This window comes from Xanthomonas sp. DAR 34887, assembly GCF_041245805.1.
GTDB lineage: Bacteria > Pseudomonadota > Gammaproteobacteria > Xanthomonadales > Xanthomonadaceae > Xanthomonas_A > Xanthomonas_A tesorieronis.
The window spans coordinates 5,292,654-5,312,781 of sequence record NZ_CP162490.1 but is presented as its reverse complement, the minus strand read 5'-3'; the positions used below and the strand labels follow the sequence as shown (position 1 = coordinate 5,312,781).

Sequence of the window (20,128 nt, the reverse complement as noted above, 5' to 3'; positions counted from 1 at the left end):
CCGGAGCACGCATGGACGCGCTGCAGTGGCAACGCCTGTCGCCGTTGCTCGACGAATTGCTGGAACTGACCCCGGAGGCGCGCGCGACGCGGCTGGCGCAGTTGCACGCGCAGGATCCGGCCAGCGCCGACGACCTGGTGCGCATGCTGGCGCTGGATGCGGCCGGCTCGGACCTGCTCAGCGAGCCGCTGCTGGCCACCGCCACCGAATGCCTGTGCGCCGGAAGCCGGATCGGGCCATATGCGCTGGAGCGGCTGCTCGGCGAAGGCGGCATGGGCCAGGTCTGGCTGGCGCAGCGCGCCGACGGCCTGTACCAGCGCCAGGTCGCGCTGAAGCTGCTGCGCCCCGGCTATGCCGACGCCGCGCTGCGCCAGCGCTTCACCCGCGAACGCGAAATCCTGGCGCGGCTGGAGCACCCGCACCTGGCGCGCCTGCTCGACGCCGGCATCGCCAGCGACGGCCGTCCCTACCTGGCGCTGGCCTATGTCGAAGGCGAGCCGCTCACCGACTATTGCCAGCGTCTGCACCTGCCGGTGAGCGAGCGGCTGCGGCTGTTCCTGCAGGTATGCGAAGTAGTCAGCCACGCGCACGCCAACCTGATCGTGCATCGCGACCTGAAGCCTTCCAACATCCTGGTCAATGCCGCAGGCGAGGTCCGGCTGCTCGACTTCGGCATCGCCAAGCTGCTCGACACCGAGACCGACCCTGCAGCCGACGCGCATCCGCGCACCGAAGTGCGCGCCTTCACCTTGCACTACGCCGCGCCGGAGCAGGTGCGCGGCGAACCGGTCACCACCCTGACCGATGTGTATTCGTTGGGCGTGGTGCTGTACGAACTGCTCACCGACCGCAAGCCCTACCACCTGTGCCGCAGCAGCGATGCCGAATGGGAGCGCGCGATCCTGGCGGTGGAGGCGCCGCGGCCGTCGGCGGCGGTGCTGCGCGTCGCGCAGCAGGGCCAGCGCGATCCGGCCGAGGCGCGGCGCCTGGCGCGGCGGCTGAGCGGCGATCTGGACAACATTCTGCTCAAGGCGCTGCAGAAGCCGCTGCCGCAGCGTTATTCCTCGGCCGAGGCGCTGGCCCAGGACCTGCGCCGCCATCTGCAGGGGCGCACGGTGCAGGCACGCCCGCAGGGCATGGCCTACCGCTTGCAGAAATACCTGCAGCGGCATCGCTGGAGCCTGGTGTTCGGCAGCCTGATCGCCGCCGCGCTGCTCGGCGCCGCGGGTGTGGCGCTGTGGCAGGTGCGCGAGGCGCATCGCGAAACCGTGCGCGCGCAGGCCATGCAGGATTTCGTGATCGGCCTGTTCGATCGCGCCGGCAACGCGCAGCGCGGCGACGGCTTCGACCTGCGCGGGCTGCTTGCCAGCGGCGAACAGCGCGGCGAACGCGAACTGCTGCGGCAGCCGCTGGCGCGCGCGGAACTGCAGGGCGTGATCGCGCGCCTGCGCATCGGCCTGGGCGACTATCGCGAAGCGTTGCTGCTGCTGGAACGGCAGCGCGCGTTGCTGGCCACGCAGGACGATGTGCCGCTGGCGCTGCGCCTGGAAGCGGCGGCGCAGCATGGGCGCGCGCTGCGCCTGCTGAGCCGTTCGCAGGAGTGCGTGACGCTGCTGCAGCCGCTGGCCGCACAGGCGCAGGAAGCGCAGGCGCAGCTGCCGCTGCAGGCCGCGGGGTTCTTCTCGCAACTGGGACGCTGCCGGCGCGTGCTCGGCGAACGCGCGCCGGCGCGGGACTGGTTCGAACGCGCGCTGGCGCTGCACCGCGACGTGCTCAAGGACCCGGCCGGCATCGTCGAGAGCATGACCGACGTCGCCTCGATGGACAGCGACATCGGCAACACCGATGCGGCGATCGCCGGTTACCTGCAGGCCCTGGCCTTGCTCGACCGCCAGGCCGGCCCGCGGCATCCGCTCAGCGTCAACCTGCTGCGCAGCCTGGGCGTGGCCTACCGCGATCGCGGCGATGTCGATCAGGCCGAGCAGGCGGTGAGCGCGGCGCTGGCGCTGTCGCGCAGCCTGAACGGCGATCGCCACCCGGTCAGCCTCGGGCTGCGGCGCTTGCGGGCGGCGGTGATGATCGACCAGGGCCGTCTCGATATCGCCGAGCGCGAACTGCGCGCCGCGCATGCGCTGACCGTGGAGCGGCTGGGCCCCGCCCACCGCGACACCGGCATGAGTTGGAGTTCGCTGGCGATGCTGGAACTGGAGCGTGGCCAGGACGCGCAGGCGATCGCCGACATGGATCGCTCGGTGGCGATCATGCGTGCCCCCGACAGCCAGGCGCTGCTGCCGTACATGCTGCTCAACCAGGGCCTGGCGCTGTCGGCCGCCGGCCGTTACCGCGACGCGCTGGCGCCGCTGTACGAAGCGCGCGCGCGCTGGATCGCGCAGCTCGGCCAGAACAACCCGGCGGTCGGCGACAGCGAGCGTTTGATCGCCGAGGCGCGCGCCGCGCTCGGCGAACCGCGGCAGGCCGACGCGCTGCTGGCGCAGGCGCTGCGCCGCACCGAGAGCGGCTACGGCCCGGACCATCCGCGCAGCCGCGCGGTGCGCGTGGCCTGGGCGCGCAACCTGGGCCGGCTCGGCCACGACGCGCAGGCGCTGCACGAACTGGAGACGCAGGCGCGGCAGGGCGGGGACGGCATCGAAAGCCGCAAGCTGCGCTGGCGCGCCCGCGCCTATGCCGCCGAGCTGCATTGCCACCAGCGCGGCGGTGCCGGCGACGGCCGTGGCGAACTGCAGGCGCTGCAGCGCGAACTGGCGCTGGCGCAGCCGCAGGGCGGCACGCTGGTGCACGAGATCGAGGGACTGAGTGCGGCGTGCGGCGGTCCGGCAGCGTTGACCGCGGCGCGCTGAGTCCTGCTGCGGAGAGCCCGGCACCGGCCGCTCCAGGCGCGAATGTCAGCTCCCCAGTCGACGAAGGCCTGGCAGTGCCGCCCCGAACAGCCGGCGCTCGCCGCTACCATGGTTCACCGCCCTCCGACCCACGCCCCATGCCCGTCTGCCATGTCCTGTTCCTGTGCGCCCGCAACCGGCTGCGCAGCCCGACCGCCGAGCAACTCTTCGCCGACTGGCCCGGCATCGAGACCGCCTCGGCCGGGGTCAATGCCGATGCCGACACCGCGGTGACGCCGGAGCTGCTGGCCTGGGCCGACCTGATCTTCGTGATGGAGCGGCGCCACCGCAGCAAACTGTCGGCCGCGTTCCAGCGGCATCTGAGCGGCAAGCGCATCGTCTGCCTGGACATTCCCGACGACTACGCGTTCATGGATCCGGCGCTGGTGCGGCAGCTGCAGCAGGCGGTGACGCCGCATCTGCCGCGGCGTCATTTGGCGCTTTGAGCGAGAAGACACGGCCGAGTGGTGCATCCATATGCGCCGGGTCGCGGCCGCGGCGGCAAAGCGGCAGAGCGCTGCGGCTGCAACAGGCGGTGATGCCGCATCTGCCGCAGCGTCATCCGGCACTTTGAGCGAGATACCACGCGGACGCGCGGTGCATTCATGCGCGTGACGTGGCGGCCGTGGCGGTAAGCGGCAAAGCGCCATGGCTGCACTAGCGACGCCTGCAGTTCCGCGCTGACCTGTCGAGGAGCACGAGACGCCACGACGTCTATTTGAGGGCTTCTTCAGCCGCCACCGCAATCGCTGTGACCGTCGTCGCGCTGGCGCGGCAGGTGCAACTGTCGGATCGACCCATGGCCGACGCTGCGCACGCTCAGCGACAACCGTATCCGCCGGATTGCGCCGAACGGTGACCACGGCGGCGGCGCAACCGGCCGGCTGTCGCCGCGGGCGCAGAGTCGCCACAATCAGGCTTCCTTCCTCGACGACAGGTTCGCCATGCGTACCGATACGCAGAATGGACGGCGGCGCCGGCACGCAGCGCTGCTCGCGCTTCTCGGCGCCTGGCCGCTGCTCGCCGCCACGGCCGCGGCCACCGCGCCTGGCACCGATGCGACGGCGCCGTGGGTCATGGACAACGGCGTGGTCCGGCTCACGGTCACGCCGACCCTGGGCGGGCGCGTGCTCGGCTTCCAGCGCAGCGGCGGGCCGAACCTGATCAAGGTCGGCGACGCGGTGCAGCGCCAGCCGTTGCCGACGGTCAGCGCGGCGGCCAACGACATCCCGTATTTCGGCCACGACGTCTGGGTCGGGCCGCAGAGCGCGTGGTGGCAGCATCAGGACGCCAATCCGGCGCGGCGTGCGGCGCATGCGAACTGGCCGCCGGACCCGTACCTGAGCTTCGCCACCACCACCGTCACCGCACGCACGCCACAGCGCCTGCAGTTGCGCGGCGTGGACAGCCCGATCAGCGGCGTGCGGCTGCGCAAGACCTTCGCGCTGTCGCCGCAGCGCGCCGACAGCGTGCTGCTGCAGGTGCAGGCGCAGAACGTGCGCAAGGCTGCAGTGGCCTGGGACCTGTGGTTCAACACGCGGGTCAGCGCGGCCACGCGGGTGCTGGTGCCGGTCGCAGCGGCCGCCGATATCCGCGTGCAGCCCAGCGATGGCGCAGGCTATGCCCCGCCGCAGTACGTGCTGCAAGGCGGACTGATGGCGCTGGCGGCGGCGCCGCCCGGCAGCGCTGGACAACGCGGCAAGCTGTTGCTGCAGCCTTCGGCGGGCTGGATCGCCGCCTTCTCCGGCGGTCAGGCCTGGGTGATCCGTTTCGCGCATCAGCCGTTGGCGCGGATCCATCCCGAGCAGGGCCAGGTCGAGTTCTACCTGGATGCGGCGGCCGCCGATCCGGGCAGCGGCCTGCTGGAAATGGAGGTGCACGCGCCGTACCGGACCCTGGCGCCGGGCCAGACCATGCAGGCCGAGGAGCAATGGACCTTGCTGGATTACGCCGGCGGCGACGACCCGGCGCAGCAGCGCGCCTTCCTGTGCGGGCACGCCGCGGCGCTGGCGTTGGACGGGGCCTGCGCGACGCCCTAGGGGGAACGTCGTCAATCCCCACGCGGATCGCGCCGCTCCGTGCGTGCGCGCGTGCGCGGGGCAAGAAGAGCATTGAGGCGTGGAAGAATTCCGAGCGGGCGATGACGCAGCGCCAGCGCAAGCGCGCGCGGCCGCGCGGGTCGGGCCTGTCGGGCGCCAGCGACCTCACCGCCCGCCATACGCCGCACCACGCCGCACCGGCGGGCGCCCCGACCGACCCAATGCGACCCGCTTGGGAATCGAACAAGCGCCCTAGCTCTCGCGTTCAACACCGCTTGTCTATGATGGAGGCCCTTTCCGCTTCGATCCGGCCCATGCAACGACGCGATTTCCTCAAGAACGCCGCCGCCGCCTTCGCCGCCATGGGCTTGCCCGCGATGCCGATGCTCGGCCAGGCCGCACCCGCGGTCGGCCTGCGCCGGCTGGGCAAGCCGCAGCCCTTCGACTACGCCTGGCTCAAGGGCCGCGCCCGGGCCATGGCCCAGGAGCCCTACCAGAGCCACAAGCGGGTGCTGCCGGGGCCGCTGGAGTCGCTGAACTGGGACCAGTACCAGTCGATCCGCTACCGCCAGGACCATGCGTTGTGGGCGGTGGACAACGCGTCGAAGTTCCAGGCCAAGTTCTTCCACCTGGGCCTGTACTTCAAGTCGCCGGTGCACATGTTCGACCTGGTCGACGGGCAGGCGCAGGAACTGGCCTACGACGGCGCCGCGTTCGATTACGGCAGCAGCGGGCTGAAGGGCAAGCATCTGCCCAAGGACCTGGGTTTCGCCGGTTTCCGCCTCAATACCAAGCAGGACACCGACCGCGACTTCGCCGCGTTCCTCGGCGCCAGCTATTTCCGCGCGGTGGGCAAGGAAGGCCAGTACGGGCAGTCCGCGCGCGGCCTGGCGATCGATACCGGCACCGGCGGCCCGGAGGAATTCCCGGACTTCATCGCCTACTGGCTGGAGCAGCCCAAGGCCGGCTCGGACACGGTGGTGGTGTACGCGCTGCTGGACTCGCCGAGCGTGGCCGGCGCCTACCGCTTCGCGATCACCAACGGCGACGTGCTGCTGATGGACATCGACAGCGCACTGTATCCGCGCAAGAGCATCGAGCGGCTGGGCCTGGGGCCGTGCACCAGCATGTACCAGGTCGGCGAGAACGACCGCCGCATGGACTGGGACTGGCGCCCGGAGATCCACGACACCGACGGCCTGGCGATGTGGACCGGCGGCGGCGAATGGATCTGGCGGCCGCTGTGCAATCCGCCGCAGCTGCGCTTCAACATGTTCGTCGACGAGAACCCGCGCGGCTTCGGCCTGCTGCAGCGCGACCGCAACTTCGACCACTACCACGACGACGGCGTGTACTACGACAAGCGCCCGTGCCTGTGGGTGGAACCGAAGCAGGGCTGGGGCAAGGGTTCGGTGCAGCTGGTGGAGATTCCCACCGTCGACGAGACCTTCGACAACATCGTCGCGTTCTGGAATCCGCAGGACAAGCCGCAGCCCGGGCAGGAGCTGCTGTTCGGCTATCGCCTGTACTGGGGCGCGCAGCCGCCGGCGTCCTCGCCGCTGGCGCAGTGCGTGGCCACGCGCACCGGCCTGGGCGGCGTGGTCGGGCAGAAGCGCAGCCATTTCTCCTGGCGCTTCGCGGTGGACTTCGTCGGCGGCGAGCTGGCCAAGCTCGGCAAGGACAAGGACGCCAAGGTCGAGGCGGTGCTGCAGCTGAGCCGCGGCAGCACCGAGATCGTCTCGGCGCGGCCGCTGCACGAACTCTCCGGCTACCGTGCGATGTTCGACGTGGTGCCGCCGGACGAGGGCACGCAGCAGATCGACATTCGCCTGTTCCTGCGCTCCGGCGACAGGCCGCTGACCGAGACCTGGCTGTACCAGTGGACGCCGCCACCGGCGGCCGAGCGCAAGCTGTATTGAGCATGGCCGGCCGCTGCCGCGCGGTGCGCGGCAGCGGCCCCGCATGCAGTGCCCGACGTTAGTTGTCGCGGCTGAAGCCGCTCCTACAAACCGCGCAGTTACCGTGCCGGGTGCACTGTAGGAGGGGCTTCAGCCCCGACAGACAGTGTCCGCCGCCGGTGCAGTTCCGGCTTCACCCGTCGCGGCTGGCGCCGCGCCTACAGAAGCTCGCGGCTGTGGGAGGGACTTCAGTCCCGACGTGCGGCGTGTCCGGCGTCGGGTCGCAGCCGGCTCAGGGCTTGCCCGGTTCCTGCGGCTTCGGCGCGCTTTCCTGGGTGATGTCCTCGACATCGCCGATATCCACACGCCCCGGCGTGCGGCCGTCCCAGACCCGGTCCTGCAGCTTCCAGTACGCCCCCGGCTCCCAGAATTCCTTGGCGTAGAACACCTCCGGATCGATGCTGCCGCCGCGCGGGCCGTTGATCTGCAAGGCGGAGGCGCCGGAGTGGCCGAGCATGCTGCCGGTGCTGCGCGCCGCCTCGCGGCGCAGGACCGCTTCCTGCCGCGGCTTGGCGACCGCATCGCCATAGGTGGCGAGCATCTTCTTGTCCTGCTTGATCGCGCGCTGCCGCTCTTCGGGCGTGAGCTGGTTCCAGTACTCCATCTTGCGTGCGGTGAAGGCCTCATAGCCGCGCTCGGAGGCCAGCGCCATCCACAGGAACCCCATCGCGCGATCCTGCGCCCCACCTTGGCCTTCCCAATACATCTCGCCCAGCCGCGCCTGCGACGGCTTGTCGGCATAGCGCGCGGCGAGCTGGTAGCTCTTCCTGGCCTCGGCGAACTCGCCCTTCTTGTCGGCGCGGATACCGGCGCGCCGATAGAACAGGTCCAGGTGCGCCTCGAGGAAACCGTCGGTCAGCACCTGCGCCGGAATGTCGTCGAACGTACGCGCGTTGTCGGCGGCGGTGGCCGGCGCGGACAGCGCCAGCGCCACCGCAACGGCAAGTGCGGCGCAGCCGCCGACGACGTATCCCTTGAACTGCTGCATAGAACTCTTCCCATGAGTACGATCGCCGACGATTCTATGGGCGCGTCGTGGCCGCGATCCATAGACTGATGGCCTATGCGGCCGAGGGCCGCGCTGCAGTTTTCAACCGGCGTTCATGCTCGGTGTCGCGTCGAACGCGACCGAACCGAATCGGCGAATGGGACGCACCAGGACAGTGCATGGCGCTCGCGTGGCGTTCGCCTGCGCATGCGACTGCACCGCGAAATGCAGCGCAGCCTCCGGCCAACGTCGTGGTTCGTCTGGCGCCGCAGTGGTCAGCCTGGCGCAGCGGATGGACTACCGCGGCAACGCGATCTGCAACGGATCGATGCGGCCCTCGCCGCGCATGATCTTCTTGAATTCTGCGCGGCTTACCGACACGTAGCGCTCGTTGCCGCCGATCTCCACCTGCGGGCCGTCCTGCACGGCATGGCCGTCCGCGTCCACGCGCACGGTCATCGTCGCCTTGCTGCCGGTGTGGCAGATGGTCTTGATCTCCTGCAGCTCGTCGGCCCAGGCCAGCAGGTACTGGCTGCCCTCGAACAACTCGCCGCGAAAATCGGTGCGCAGGCCGTAGCACAGCACCGGAATGCGCAGCCGGTCGACCACCTCGCTGAGCTGCCAGACCTGCGCGCGGCTGAGGAACTGCGCCTCGTCCACCAGCACGCAATGCAGCGCGCCGTTGCCGGCGATGTCGTCCTGCAGCAGCGCCAGCAGATCGGTGTCCGGCACGAAGGTGTTGCCATCGGCGCGCAGACCGATGCGCGAGGCGACGATGCCGCTGCCGTCGCGGTGGTCCAGCTGCGGGGTCAGGATCGCGGTGCGCATGCCGCGCTCGCGATAGTTGTGCGCCGACTGCAGCAGCGTCGTGGTCTTGCCGGCGTTCATCGCCGAATAGTAGAAATACAGTTTCGCCATGGCCCGATTCTAGCGCGGCGGCCGGCTCCGCCGCAGGCCGGATGCGCGCGGGAAAACCCGTTCAGCGCCAGCGCGGCGGGGCGGTCCTCGCCGCCGGTCGGCGCCCGCTACAATGCGCGGCCCAGGAAACCTCTTCATGCACGGTCTCAATCCCCCCCAACGCGCCGCGGTGCTGCATTGCGAAGGCCCGCTGCTGGTGCTGGCCGGCGCCGGCAGCGGCAAGACCCGCGTGATCGTGGAAAAGATCGCGCACCTGATCGCCACCGGCCGCTACCCGGCCAAGCGCATCGCCGCGATCACCTTCACCAACAAGTCGGCCAAGGAAATGCGCGAGCGCGTGGCCAAGCGCATCCGCGGCGACGCCGCCGACGGCCTGACCATCTGCACCTTCCACGCGCTGGGGCTGAAGTTCCTGCAGATCGAGCACGCCGCGGTCGGCCTCAAGCGCGGCTTCTCGATCTTCGACGCCGACGATGCCGCCGCGCAGATCAAGGACCTGATGCACGGCGCCAAACCCGATGCGATCGACGACGCCAAGAACCTGATCTCGCGCGCCAAGAACGCCGGGCTGTCGCCGGAGCAGGCGATGGCCGCCGCGCGCAGCACCCGCGAGCAGGAAGCGGCCAGCCTGTACGAGCGCTACCAGGCGCGGCTGAGCACCTTCAACGCGGTGGACTTCGACGACCTGATCCGCCTGCCGGTGCAGGTGCTGGAGGAGAACGAGGACATCGTCATGGCATGGCGCGAGCGCATCGGCTACCTGCTGGTGGACGAGAGCCAGGACACCAACGATGCGCAATACCGGATGTTGAAGATGCTGGCCGGCCCGCGCGGCAACTTCACCTGCGTGGGCGACGACGACCAGAGCATCTACGCCTGGCGCGGCGCCAACCCGGAAAACCTGACGCAGATGGGACGCGACTATCCGGCCCTGCAGATCATCAAGCTGGAGCAGAACTACCGCTGCTCCAACCGCGTGCTGCGCGCGGCCAACGCGCTGATCGCGCACAACCCGCACGAGCACCTGAAGACGCTGTGGAGCGACCAGGCCGACGGCGAGCGCATCCGCGTGTGGGAGTGCCGCGACAGCGAGCACGAGGCGGAGAAGGTCGCCGCCGAGATCGCCTACCTGGGCACCGCCAAACAGGTGCCGTGGAGCGATTTCTGCATCCTGTTCCGCGGCAACTTCCAGTCGCGGCCGCTGGAAAAGGCCTTGCAGATCGCTGGCGTGCCGTACCACATCACCGGCGGCACCGCGTTCCTGGAACGGCAGGAAGTGAAGGACGTGCTGTCGTGGCTGCGGCTGCTGGTCAATCCGGACGACGATGCCGCGTTCCTGCGCGCGGTGCAGGCGCCCAAGCGCGAGGTCGGCGCGACCTCGCTGGCCAAGCTGGCCGAACTGGCGTCGGCCAAGCATCTGCCGATGTCGCGCGCGGCCGAGTCGATGGGCGCGCTGCAGCAATTGCCGCCACGCGCGGCCAACGGCCTGAGCGATTTCGTCGACGTGCTGCACGAGTTGCGTAGCGCCTCGCAGACGCTGTCTTCGGCCGATGTGGTGCGCCAGCTTGCCGAGCAGTCCGGACTGATCCGCGAGCTGCGCAGCCAATGCAAGGACGAAGCCACCTTCCAGCGCCGCCGCGGCAACCTGGAGGAACTGGCCAAGTGGTTCGAGGGCGGCCCGCGCGGCGCCACCGTCGGCGACCTGGCGGCGCAGCTGGCGCTGCTGTCGCGCAACGACAAGGACGACGGCGGCAACCAGGTGCGGATGATGACGATGCACGCGTCCAAGGGCCTGGAGTTCCGCTACGTGTTCATCGTCGGCTGCGAGGACGGCGTGCTGCCGCACGAGGTGAGCCTGGAGGAGGGCAACCTGCAGGAAGAGCGGCGCCTGCTGTACGTGGGCATCACCCGCGCCAAGGAACAGCTGTGGATGAGCTACAGCAAGCTGACCCGCAAGTTCGGCGAGCACATCCGGCTCAAGCCCAGCCGCTTCTTCGCCGAAATCCCCGCCGAGGAAATGCAGCGCGACGGCGCCGACCCGGTGGCCGACGCTGAGCGCAAGAAGGAACGCGCCAATGCGGGCTTGGCGGCGATCCAGGCGTTGTTCGATTAGAAGCAGGGATTGGGGATTGGGGATTGGGGATTGGGGATTGGGGATTGGGGATTCGCAACGGCGGTTTTGCGTCGCGCTGCGGGTGCCGCGGCTGGCGGGCAATATGGCGGGATGCGCCAGCTGTTCCCTTCTCCCCTCGGGACCATGGCCCCCTCTTCGGGGAAGGTGCCCCGCAGGGGCGGATGAGGGTACGGGCGAAGCCGGAAAAGTTCGAGCGCACCGGGCTGTTGCTGCGCCGACGTACCCTCACCCCAACCCCTCTCCCGAGGGGAGAGGGGCTTAAAAACAGGCGCTCGGACATAGCCGGTCGGGTGCACTGTGGGAGGGACTTCAGTCCCGACGCGATTTCACTTGGTTGTGGCGCTGCCGGCTTTGCGCACCGCAGCTGAAGCCGCTCCCCACAAAAAGAAGAGGCTGCTTTCGCAGCCCCTCCATGCATCTGCCCGCTGCGTGCGCCGCTTACGACGACAGATGCTCGATCGCCGCGACGCTGCCGAGGCGGTCGCCCAAGCGCTTGAGCAGGGCCAGGCGGTTGCCGCGCAGCGCGGGGTCTTCGACGTTGACCATCACCCCGTCGAAGAACGCGTCCACCTGCGGCCGCAGGCGCGCCAGAAAGTTCAGCACGGTGACGTAGTCGTGCTGGCGCAGCGCGCCGTCGGTTTCCACGATCGCCGCTTCCACCGCTTCGGCCAACGCGCTTTCGGCCGGCTCGCGCAGCAGCGCCAGGTCGATCTGCGCCGGAATCGCGCCCTCGGCCTTGCGCAGGATGTTGCGGATGCGCTTGTTGGCCGCGGCCAGCGCCTCGGCCTCCGGCAACGTGGCGAAGATGCCGATCGCATCGATGCGGCGGTCGAAATCGTAGAGCGAGGCCGGCTTCAGTTCCGCCACTGCATTGAAATGGATTACCGGCACGCCCTTGTCAGCGTAATAGCCGCGTAGACGATCTAAGATGAAGTCGTAGATGTCTTCGAACTTCGCGGCCTCGTCCCAGATTTCTCTGGTGATTAGAAAGCCACCGTCATACTTCAGATCCGATGTATCTACGCCCAGAGCCCCGATCTTTCTAATGGCCTCGGCGAAAGAACGCCTTGCTTCAGAACCCGCCGCTGCATTAGAAAAAATCAAGGCCGCAAGCCGAGATCTCCGAATCAACTCTTGTATATCTAACTCAAACCCACTCTCAATCACCGTCCGCGCCAACCCCAGCGCGTTGCGCCGCAGCGCGAACGGATCCTTGTTGCCGGTCGGCTTCAACCTCGCGGCAAACCCACCGGCCAGCGTGTCCAAACGCTCGGCGATCGCCAGCACCTTGCCCAGCGGCGACAGCGCGATGTCGTCGCCGGCGAAGCGCGGCTGGTAGGCCTCGTCGATCGCCAGGGCGATCTCGCTGGGCTCGCCGGCGGCGACGGCGTAGTGGCGGCCGGCGATGCCCTGCAGTTCGGGGAATTCGTTGACCATGCGCGACTGCAGATCGTTCTTGCTCAACTCGGCGGCGCGGCGCGCCTGCGCGGCGTCCACGCCGGCCATTGGCGCGATCGCCTCGGCCAGCGCGGCCACGCGCTGCACCTTGTCGGCGATGCTGCCGAGCTTGGCCTGGTAGGTGACGCTGGCCAGGCCGGCGCCCATCGCCTCCAGGCCCTGCTTGAGGTCTTCGTCGAAGAAGAACTTGGCGTCGGCGAAGCGCGGGCGGATCACCCGCTCGTAGCCCTTGGCCACTTCGGCCACATCGCGCGAGACGATGTTGGCGATGCCGATGAAGTGCTCGGTGAGCTTGTCGCCGGCATCCAGCACCGGGAAGAACTTCTGGTTGCTCTCCATGGTCTCGATCAACGCTTCCTGCGGCACCGCCAGGAACGCCGGCTCGAACTTGCACAGCACCGCCGACGGCCATTCGACCAGGTTCACCACCTGCTCCAGATTGTCCTCGGCGATGCGCGCGCTGCCACCGGCCTGGCGCGCGGCCTGCTCGACCTCGGCGACGATCCGCGCGCGGCGCGCATCCGGGTCCACCAGCACCTGCGCCGCTTCCAGCGCGGCCACGTAGTCGCCGGGCTGCGCCAGGGCGACCGGCGCGTCGTGCAGGAAGCGGTGGCCGCGACTGTCGCGGCCGGCCTGCACGCCGAACACCTGCACCGGCACCACGGCGCTGCCGAACAGCAGCACCAGCCAATGCACCGGCCGCGCGAAGCCGTAGTCGTGGTCGCCCCAGCGCATCGGTTTGGGGATCGGCATCGCCGCGATCGCCTCGCGCAGGATCTCCGGCAGCAGCGCGGCGGTCTGCGCGCCCGGGGTCACGGCGCGGTGCACGAAGCGCTCGCCCTTGGCGTCGCTGGTGCGCTCGAGCGCGGTCCAGTCGATGCCGGCCTTGGCGGCGAAGCCGGCCAAGGCCTTGGTCGGCTGGCCGTCGGCGTCCAGGGCGATGTTGAGATAGGGGCCGAGCACTTCCGAGCGCTGCTCCGGCTGTTCGGCGGCCACGCCCGGCAGCAGCACCGCCAGCCGGCGCGGGGTGGACAGCGGCTTGGCGTCGCCGCGTTCGACCGCGATGCCGCGCTTCTCCAGCCCGGCGATCACGCCGTCGAACAAGGCCTGCGCCAGGCCCGGCAGCGCCTTGACCGGCAGTTCCTCGGTACCCAGTTCGATCAGCAGGGGATGTAGTGCGCTCATGTGTCAGACCTTGCTAGCGGTTCCCTTCTCCCTGCGGGAGAAGGTGCCCCGAAGGGGCGGATGAGGGTACGGCGGAGCCTGTGGAAGTTCAGGTCTGCAGGGCTTCGCCGCGGACCCTCACCCCAACCCCTCTCCCGGTGGGAAAGGGGCTTTATGGACTCAGCGCTTCACGCCGGGGAAGCCCAGCTTCTCGCGCTGCGCGTAGTAGGCCTTGGCCACCGCCTGCGCCAGCGCGCGCACGCGCAGGATGTAGCGCTGGCGCTCGGTCACCGAGATCGCGCGGCGCGCGTCGAGCAGGTTGAAGGCGTGGCTGGCCTTGGTCACCTGTTCGTAGGCCGGCAGCGGCAGGCCGACGTCGACCAGCGTCTGCGCTTCGCGCTCGCAGGCGTCGAAGCGGTGGAACAGCTCGGCCACGTCGGCATGCTCGAAGTTGTATGCGCTCTGCTCCACCTCGTTCTGGTGGTAGACGTCGCCGTAGGTCACCGGCGCGCCGTCCGGGCCGTAGGTCCACACCAGGTCGTAGACGTTGTCGCAGTTCTGCAGGTACATGCATAGGCGCTCGAGACCGTAGGTGATCTCGCCCAGCACCGGCTTGCACTCCAGGCCGCCGGCCTGCTGGAAGTAGGTGAACTGGGTGACCTCCATGCCGTTGAGCCACACCTCCCAGCCCAGGCCCCAGGCGCCGAGCGTCGGCGATTCCCAGTTGTCCTCGACGAAGCGCAGGTCGTGCACCAGCGGATCGATGCCCAGCGCCTGCAACGAGTCCAGGTACAGCTGCTGGATGTTGTCCGGGTTCGGCTTCATCGCCACCTGGTACTGGTAGTAGCGCTGCAGGCGGTTCGGGTTCTCGCCGTAGCGGCCGTCGGTGGGCCGCCGGCTCGGCTGCACGTAGGCCGCATTCCACGGCTCCGGCCCGAGCGCGCGCAGGAACGTGGACGGATGGAAGGTGCCGGCCCCCACTTCCAGGTCCAGCGATTGGATCAGCACGCAGCCGTGCTGCGCCCAGAACTGGTTGAGGGTCTGGATCAGACCCTGGAACGTGATCGGAACGGACCGGGAGACGGACATCTAGCAAGGGGCCGGTAAAGGGGTGCGCTAGTATAGCGACCGACTTGCGGGGACTTCCGCGCACCGGACCTGATCATGGATTCGCGACCTGCCGCGCAGCCGCCCGCCGTGCCCGCCCCCGTGACCGTGCCGCTGCCGCCCGGGCGCCTGAGTTTCGAGCGCGTGGCCGCCGCGCTGCTCGCCGACGGCCTGGTCGCGCCGGCCGAACGTGGCCGCGTGCAGTTCTCCGCGCAGTCCACGCGCACCGTCAGCGATGTGCATCCGCTGGTGCTGCTGTCCAACCTGAAACTGGCCGCCACCCGTCCGCCCGGCAGCGAGCTGGGCCTGGAACGGCTGACCGAATGGCTGGCGCAGCGCTGCGGCCTGCGCTACCTGCGCATCGATCCGACCCGGGTCGACGTGGCCGCGGTTACCGCCGTGGTCTCGCACGCCTACGCGCGCCGCCACCGCATTCTGCCGCTGGCGCTGGACGGCGAACGCCTGCTGGTGGCGACCAGCGAGCCGCTGGCGCTGGACTGGCTGGCCGACGTGCAGCACCTGGCGCGGCGCCGGATCGAGATCGCGGTGGTCAACCCGCTGGACCTGCACCGCTACACGATGGAGTTCTTCGGCGTGACCCGCTCGGTGCGCGGCGCCAAGGACGGGCGCACCGAGCAGAGCAGCGGCCTGCCCAGCTTCGAGCAGCTTGTGGAACTGGGCCGCGGCGGCGACGTCAACGCCGACGACCACCACATCGTGCACATCGTCGACTGGCTGCTGCAGTACGCCTTCGAGCAGCGCGCCAGCGACATCCACCTGGAACCGCGGCGCGAGGCCGGGCGCATGCGCTTCCGCATCGACGGCGTGCTGCACAAGGTGCTGGAAGTGCCGCCGGCGGTGATGACCGCCATCGTCAGCCGGATCAAGGTGCTCGGGCGCATGGACCTGGCCGAGCGGCGGCGGCCGCAGGACGGGCGCATCAAGACCCGTTCGCCGGGCGGGCGCGAGACCGAGATGCGCCTGTCCACCATGCCCACCGCGTTCGGCGAGAAGTGCGTGATGCGCATCTTCGACCCGGACGCGGCGTTCAAGAGCGTAGACCAGCTCGGCTTCAGCGCGCAGGAAGCGGCCGGGTGGGCGGCGCTGGTCGAGCGCCCGCACGGCATCGTGCTGGTCACCGGCCCGACCGGCTCCGGCAAGACCACCACGCTGTATTCCACGCTCAAACGCCTGGCCACCCCCGACGTGAACGTGTGCAGCGTCGAGGACCCGATCGAGATGATCGCGCCGGAGTTCAATCAGATGCAGGTGCAGACCAACATCGACCTGGACTTCGCCAGCGGCGTGCGCACCCTGCTGCGGCAGGACCCGGACATCATCATGATCGGCGAAATCCGCGACCTGGAAACCGCGCAGATGGCGGTGCAGGCCTCGCTGACCGGGCACCTGGTGCTGTCCACCCTGCACACCAACGATGCGCCCTCGGCGGTGACCCGCCTGCTCGACCTGGGCGTGCCGCACTACCTGGTCGCCTCCACCCTCAACGGCGTGCTGGCGCAGCGCCTGGTGCGCACCCTGTGCGGCCACTGCAAGCGCCCGCACACGCTCAGCGAGAGCGAATGGGATGCGCTGCGCGCGCCGGGCGAAGCGCTGCCCGAAGACCTGCAGGTGCACGCCCCGGTCGGCTGCCTGGAATGCCGCCGCACCGGCTACCTGGGGCGGGTCGGCCTGTACGAACTGCTGCCGGTGACGCCGCGCCTGCGCAGCCTGATCCGCGCCGACATGGACCTGGCCGGCTTCAGCCGCGCCGCGCAGGCCGAAGGCGTGCGCAGCCTGCGCCGCGCCGGCCTGGAAAAAGTCGCCGCCGGCCTGACCACCATCGAGGAAGTGCTATCGGTACTGCCGCCGCGCGAGTGAGCCTGTGGTGTGCGTCGCGGCGCACAGACGAGAGGCTGGCATGGACGACGTCGATCGATTCGCGCGAGGGCGCGCGCGTTCCACTGGCGAGGCGTGAGTGGCGCGGTTTGCGCTGCATTCAAATTGATCTAAAGTCGGCGGACCCTCCCGCTCCGCGCGCCGTGGCGACTTTCGCGCACGCCGCGCATCTTCGATAGCCTGCATGCCTGTCTCCATCGAATCCGCCGCAGCGCGCGTCCGCGCGGCCGTCCATTCCGCCACTGTCGGTCTGGTCGAGCGCGACCAGCTCGCCGAGCTGATGGTGCTGGCCGCCATCGCCCAGGAACACCTGCTGATCGTCGGTCCGCCCGGCACGGCCAAGAGCGCCGTGGTCAGGCGCGTGGCCGCCGCCCTCGGCGGCCGCTATTTCGAGTATCTGCTGGGCCGCTTCACCGAGCCGTCCGAGCTGTTCGGTCCGGTGGACCTGCGCAAGCTGCGCGAAGGCCTGGTCGAAACCGACGTGGCCGGCATGCTGCCGGAGGCGGACGTCGCCTTCCTCGACGAGGTCTTCCTGGGCTCAACCGCCATCCTCAACACCTTGCTCGGGGTGTTGAACGAACGCCGTTTCCGGCGTGGCCATACCGACGTGGCCTGCCCGCTGCGCATCTGCGTGGGCGCAGCCAACGCGCTCCCCGAGGACGAGTCGCTGGCGGCCTTCGCCGACCGCTTCCTGCTGCACTTGTTCGTCGATGCGGTGCCGGACCACCAGCTGGAAGCCCTGCTGGCCGGCGGCTGGCAGGCCGAGCGCGCCGAGGTGGTGCATGCGGCCGACCTGGCCGACCTGGACATGCTCGCCGGCCAGGTGCGGCAGGTGCAGATGGACGACGCACGCAGCGCCTTGGCGCGGGCAATCCGCAAACTGCGCGAGGCCGGGCTGATGCTGTCCGACCGCCGCATCGTCAAGACCCAGCGCCTGGTGGCCGCAGCCACCGTGTTGGCCGGACGCAGCGTCGCCACCGAAGCCGACCTGTGGCCGCTGTTCTATGTGATGCCCACGCGCGAGGCGCAGGCCGCCGCGCAAGACGCGCTGCGCGACACCCTGGCGCTGGCCACCAATCCGACCCTGCGCGCCGCGGTGGAACATGCGGCCCTGCAGCCGATGTCGCGCGTGGCGCGGTTGCTGGAGGCCGCGCAGAGCTGCCTGGCTGCCGCCGCTGCCGACGGCGTCGCCGCACGCAGCGCCGCCGACGTGTTGCGCGAGATCGACGCCAACTTCACCGCGGCGTCGATGCCGCCGGCGCTTGCGGCCGAACGCACGCGCCTGATCGAACGGATCGGCGCCACCGCATGACCTGGACGTGGCGCGACGATCCTGCGCCGCCGCCGCCGCAGGGCGTCGTGGGCATGGGCGAGCTGGCGCGGCGCCTGCTGGACAATGCCGCGCGCAGCCAGACGCCGGATGCGCTGATGGCGACCGCCAGCGACACCCTGTTGGTCGTGACCGGACCGGCGGCGGCGCTGCCGTGGCTGGACGGCGTGCTGTACATCGCGCCGCGCCCGGAGGCGCCGGCGCTGTGGCTGCCGACCGCGCAGCGGCCAAACGCCGCGCTGGATCTGCTGGAACGGGCGGTCGCGCGCCGCCATCCCGGACCGCCCTGGCTGCTGCTGCCCGCGCCGGCGGCGCTGGTGCCGCTGAGCCGGCTGTTGCCGTTCGGCGCCACGCTGGTGGAGCAGATCCGCGGGCGCTGGGCGGCATGACCGCGGCACCGACGCTGCCGCCGGCGTTGCAGCCATGGCATGCCTGGCTGGCATGGTTCGAGCCGGACATCGCCGCGCTGCTCGGCGACTGGCTGGTGCGGCTGGAGCCGCTGCTCGGCCGCGGTGCGGCGCACGTGCAGCACGGCATCGCCGATCCGGACGGCATCGAGGATCTGCGTCGCCGTGGACCATACGAACGCCTGCTGTTGAGCGAGTGGGCGGTGGCCGACCTGCTGCCCGACGAATTTCTGCGCCGCGCCGCGCACCACGAGCACCTGTTCCTGGCGCCGAAGCTGATCCAGTGCCAGACCGACGCGCTGGTCGTCGCGCTGTTCGACGCCGGCCCCGCACAGCGCGGCGCGCCGCGCCTGCTGCATGTGGCGATGTGGATCCTGCTGGCGCGCCGCGCGCAAGCGGCCCGCGCGCGTTTCGCCTGGGGCGTGCTGCAGCGGCCGGGCGAGATGCACGACGCCGGCACGGCGGACGCGTTGCGCGCGCTGCTGCGGGCCCGCACGCACCAATTGGCGACAGACGCCGACCGCAGCGCCTGGCGCGCGCATCTCGCCGGGAGCGGCCAGGCCGCCAGCGAGTGCTGGTGGATCACCGGCTACGAGGAGGTCGTTGCCGGCGGCGAGCGCAGCGTGAAGGTACGCCAGGGCTTCGATCGCCAGCTGCACGTGGCGGTGCGGACCGGGCAGGCGCGCCGCGCGTTGGCGCTCGCCATGCCACGCCCGGCCTGCGCCGCGCGCCTGCTGCGCGGAGAGTTCGACACGCCGCTGCCGCAACCGGTGGCGGCGCCGACCGATACGCTGAAGGGCAGGGTGTCGTTGCGGCAGCCGCCGCTGTTCAGTGTCGATGGACGCTACGTGGCGCTGCCGCTGGCGGGCGAGCACCAGGCAGTGATGCTGCAGGTGCCGCGCGAAGCCCGCCACAAGAAGGCCGGGCCGCGCTACAGCGCATGGACCTCCGGCGCCGAACTGCTCTGCGGCGTCATCGTGCACAAGGATTTCGCCGGGGTGGTGGCGATCCACAGCGGCCTGCAGTTCTGGAAGATGCCGGGCTTCGGCGTCGTCGCGCGGCCGCCGGCCGATGCCTTCGCCGTGGTGCCGGGCACCGCGCGCTGGCTGCATTGCGCCTGGCTCAAGGGCGGTGCGAACAAGGCACACACGCAGCGCGTGGTCATCCTGGATGGCGCCGGGCGCCTGCTGTCGTGGACCAATGCCAGCACTTGGCCTGGACGCGATGGCCCCGCTCACGCCCAGGTGGACGACGAGGTGCTGGCGATGCAGCAGATCGACGCGCAGCGGCTGGTGTATGCGCGCTACGCGTCCGGTCACCTGCGTATCAGCTGCATGCACCGCGAGGGCAACATCGAACTGCTGACCCAGTTGACCGCGCCATCGCGGCCGACCCAGCTCGCGTTCCGCGCGCTGACGCAGGATGGCCAGTGGCAGGGCGGGATCTGCATCGAGTACCGCGCCGGCGCGCAAGCAGGCGGGCGCGTGTGCCGCCTGTACCAAGGCGGGCCGCAGCAGGGGTATTCCGAATTCGAACTGCGCCCGCCGCCGGACTGGAAGCTGCTGGGCCTGGTCCCGGATCCGCAGGATGGCGAGCGCAGCCGGCTGCTGATGCTGCGCCCGGACCGCCGCGCCCTGGTCGCCCTCGGCGCGCAGGACCAGGAGGTCGTGTTCCAGGCATCCAGCGCCATCAGCGCCGCGTCGGTCTCCTTCGATGGCGCCGCGGTGGCCCTGGTCGACCTGGAAGGACAGGTGCTGGTCCTGGGCGACGGCGGCCGTCGCGTGCTGCTGCGCGTGCGCGGGCAGCGCGGGGGCGATGCCGGTGAATGAGGT

At 70.1% G+C, this 20,128-nt stretch carries 13 protein-coding genes; 9 read left to right on the top strand and 4 right to left on the bottom strand.

Annotated elements, in window-relative coordinates:
- Positions 1-11 precede the first annotated feature (11 nt).
- The 4 genes from AB3X08_RS22435 to AB3X08_RS22420 all read left to right on the top strand — a co-directional run bounded on the left by AB3X08_RS22435 (position 12) and on the right by AB3X08_RS22420 (position 6,855).
- Positions 12-2,858, top strand: coding sequence for a protein kinase domain-containing protein (locus AB3X08_RS22435; protein WP_369935299.1), 2,847 nt, complete (start codon positions 12-14; stop codon positions 2,856-2,858).
- Between the two features lie 137 nt (positions 2,859-2,995).
- Positions 2,996-3,343: a low molecular weight protein tyrosine phosphatase family protein gene (locus AB3X08_RS22430; protein ID WP_369935298.1), complete on the top strand. Its 348-nt coding sequence runs from the start codon at positions 2,996-2,998 to the stop codon at positions 3,341-3,343.
- 630 nt (positions 3,344-3,973) lie between these two features.
- Positions 3,974-4,936: a DUF4380 domain-containing protein gene (locus tag AB3X08_RS22425; RefSeq protein ID WP_369938619.1), complete on the top strand. Its 963-nt coding sequence runs from the start codon at positions 3,974-3,976 to the stop codon at positions 4,934-4,936.
- 314 nt (positions 4,937-5,250) lie between these two features.
- Positions 5,251-6,855 (top strand): glucan biosynthesis protein, encoded by a 1,605-nt coding sequence (locus tag AB3X08_RS22420; RefSeq protein WP_369935297.1) that lies wholly within the window; start codon positions 5,251-5,253, stop codon positions 6,853-6,855.
- Between the two features lie 271 nt (positions 6,856-7,126).
- Here the strand turns inward: AB3X08_RS22420 and AB3X08_RS22415 are convergent, their stop codons facing one another.
- Both AB3X08_RS22415 and AB3X08_RS22410 read right to left on the bottom strand, forming a co-directional pair.
- On the bottom strand, positions 7,127-7,882 hold the full coding sequence (locus tag AB3X08_RS22415) for a sel1 repeat family protein (protein WP_369935296.1): 756 nt from the start codon (positions 7,880-7,882) through the stop codon (positions 7,127-7,129).
- A 297-nt stretch (positions 7,883-8,179) separates the two neighbouring features.
- Positions 8,180-8,800 carry a thymidine kinase gene (locus tag AB3X08_RS22410; protein ID WP_184414480.1) on the bottom strand — a complete coding sequence of 207 codons (621 nt, stop codon included), beginning with the start codon at positions 8,798-8,800 and terminating at the stop codon, positions 8,180-8,182.
- A gap of 136 nt (positions 8,801-8,936) precedes the next feature.
- On the opposite strand from AB3X08_RS22410, the gene rep reads away from it, so the two are divergent.
- Positions 8,937-10,913 (top strand): DNA helicase Rep, encoded by a 1,977-nt coding sequence (gene rep, locus AB3X08_RS22405; protein WP_369935294.1) that lies wholly within the window; start codon positions 8,937-8,939, stop codon positions 10,911-10,913.
- A gap of 459 nt (positions 10,914-11,372) precedes the next feature.
- Here the strand turns inward: rep and glyS are convergent, their stop codons facing one another.
- Both glyS and glyQ read right to left on the bottom strand, forming a co-directional pair.
- A complete protein-coding gene (gene glyS, locus AB3X08_RS22400) occupies positions 11,373-13,577 on the bottom strand; it encodes a glycine--tRNA ligase subunit beta (protein WP_369935293.1) in 2,205 nt (734 codons plus the stop codon).
- A gap of 159 nt (positions 13,578-13,736) precedes the next feature.
- Positions 13,737-14,645, bottom strand: a complete 909-nt coding sequence (gene glyQ / locus AB3X08_RS22395; protein WP_369935292.1) for a glycine--tRNA ligase subunit alpha — start codon at positions 14,643-14,645, stop codon at positions 13,737-13,739.
- 75 nt (positions 14,646-14,720) lie between these two features.
- Here glyQ and AB3X08_RS22390 point away from each other — a divergent pair, with 75 nt between their 5' ends.
- The 4 genes from AB3X08_RS22390 (at position 14,721) to AB3X08_RS22375 (ending at position 20,125) form a co-directional block, all read left to right on the top strand.
- Complete coding sequence (locus tag AB3X08_RS22390; RefSeq protein WP_369935290.1) at positions 14,721-16,541, top strand: GspE/PulE family protein; 1,821 nt, start codon at positions 14,721-14,723, stop codon at positions 16,539-16,541.
- Positions 16,542-16,743: 202 nt separating this feature from the next.
- A complete protein-coding gene (locus tag AB3X08_RS22385) occupies positions 16,744-17,871 on the top strand; it encodes an AAA family ATPase (protein WP_369935288.1) in 1,128 nt (375 codons plus the stop codon).
- Positions 17,868-18,278 carry a hypothetical protein gene (locus tag AB3X08_RS22380; RefSeq protein ID WP_369935287.1) on the top strand — a complete coding sequence of 137 codons (411 nt, stop codon included), beginning with the start codon at positions 17,868-17,870 and terminating at the stop codon, positions 18,276-18,278. Before AB3X08_RS22385 ends, AB3X08_RS22380 begins: the two co-directional genes overlap by 4 nt.
- Entirely contained in the window at positions 18,275-20,125 is a 1,851-nt protein-coding gene (locus AB3X08_RS22375) for a hypothetical protein (protein WP_369935286.1), read from the top strand. The genes AB3X08_RS22380 and AB3X08_RS22375 overlap by 4 nt, the downstream gene beginning before the upstream one ends.
- Positions 20,126-20,128 lie beyond the last annotated feature (3 nt).